At 38.4% G+C, this 1,033-nt stretch carries 1 protein-coding gene; it reads left to right on the forward strand.

Features of this window, described 5'->3' with window-relative positions; genetic code table 11:
* Positions 1 to 558: 558 nt before the first annotated feature.
* Positions 559 to 1,033: hypothetical protein (locus Q0912_RS17455; RefSeq protein ID WP_299117568.1), on the forward strand; the 475-nt coding region annotated here is incomplete at its 3' end.

A 1,033-nucleotide genomic window follows, 5' to 3' on the forward strand; every position in this document is an offset into this window, starting at 1 on the left:
TATCTTTAGTAAGTGAATACTCCAAATCACCTTCACCATACTTAACCACTTTAATTTACAGATACTATAATTTATTTAGAGAAACAGGTCCTAAGCGATGTGTTTTTATGGGGACATTGTTACCAAAGGCGAGTTAACTCACCCAAATTAAGGGTTAGCGCATTAGTCGTTTGGTTATAAATGCACCCTGTCTAAATTGCTAACATTAATCTATTTATGGGTATGGTAAATACAACAACTTTTCTTAAGTGCAACCTTTTGTTTTTTATAAGCGTATGGTTACTGGTGAGTTGTGAGAAAGACAACTTTACAGAGGATATTCCCTTTAATAGTGATACCCATACACCTCCTATTTTAATAAAGACCATAGACATCTCAGATGTTGGGGAAACCTTTACCCATTTAAAGCAGAGGTACTAACTCGATAACCATTTTGGTATTCAACAATCGGATAATACACAACTAAGAACCGCAACAGAATCTGAGAATACTTCTCACATTGTTATTTACACCGACGAGGTTAAAGAAATCACTCAAGGTGATTATACCTCTTATACCATGAAAATAGCCTCTTTAGATGATAACGCCAACACCTTTTATAATATCACCATTGAGGACAAAAATGGTGTTGAAGGCATGTTTATTACGCAATACAAGACCAATAGTAGTAACGAAAACCAAGGTTTTGGTAGTGCCTCAACAAAGCGTATCGATGACCTGCAAGAAACCGTAGGAGCAGAAGATTTTGGAAATGAAGAAGGAGGGGATGAGGAAGGCAGTTCTGGGGCAACAGGCAGTACAACATATCCTACCGATTGCGATGGTACGGTCATTTCTACTACAATAGCTGTAGATGTACCTTGTGGTTGTGGGCATAGTGTATTAGAATGGGAGCTTGGTATTTGTACAGGCTCTAGTTGTGGTGACCCGTTTTTACCATATTATGATTTTGTAACCACTTATGAATGCGTATTTGACTCTGGTGGAGATAACCCACCAGATGGAGGAGACCCCAATGCTGGTGGTAGTACTG

The sequence above is a fragment of the uncultured Winogradskyella sp. genome (assembly GCF_947498345.1).
Classification (GTDB): domain Bacteria; phylum Bacteroidota; class Bacteroidia; order Flavobacteriales; family Flavobacteriaceae; genus Winogradskyella.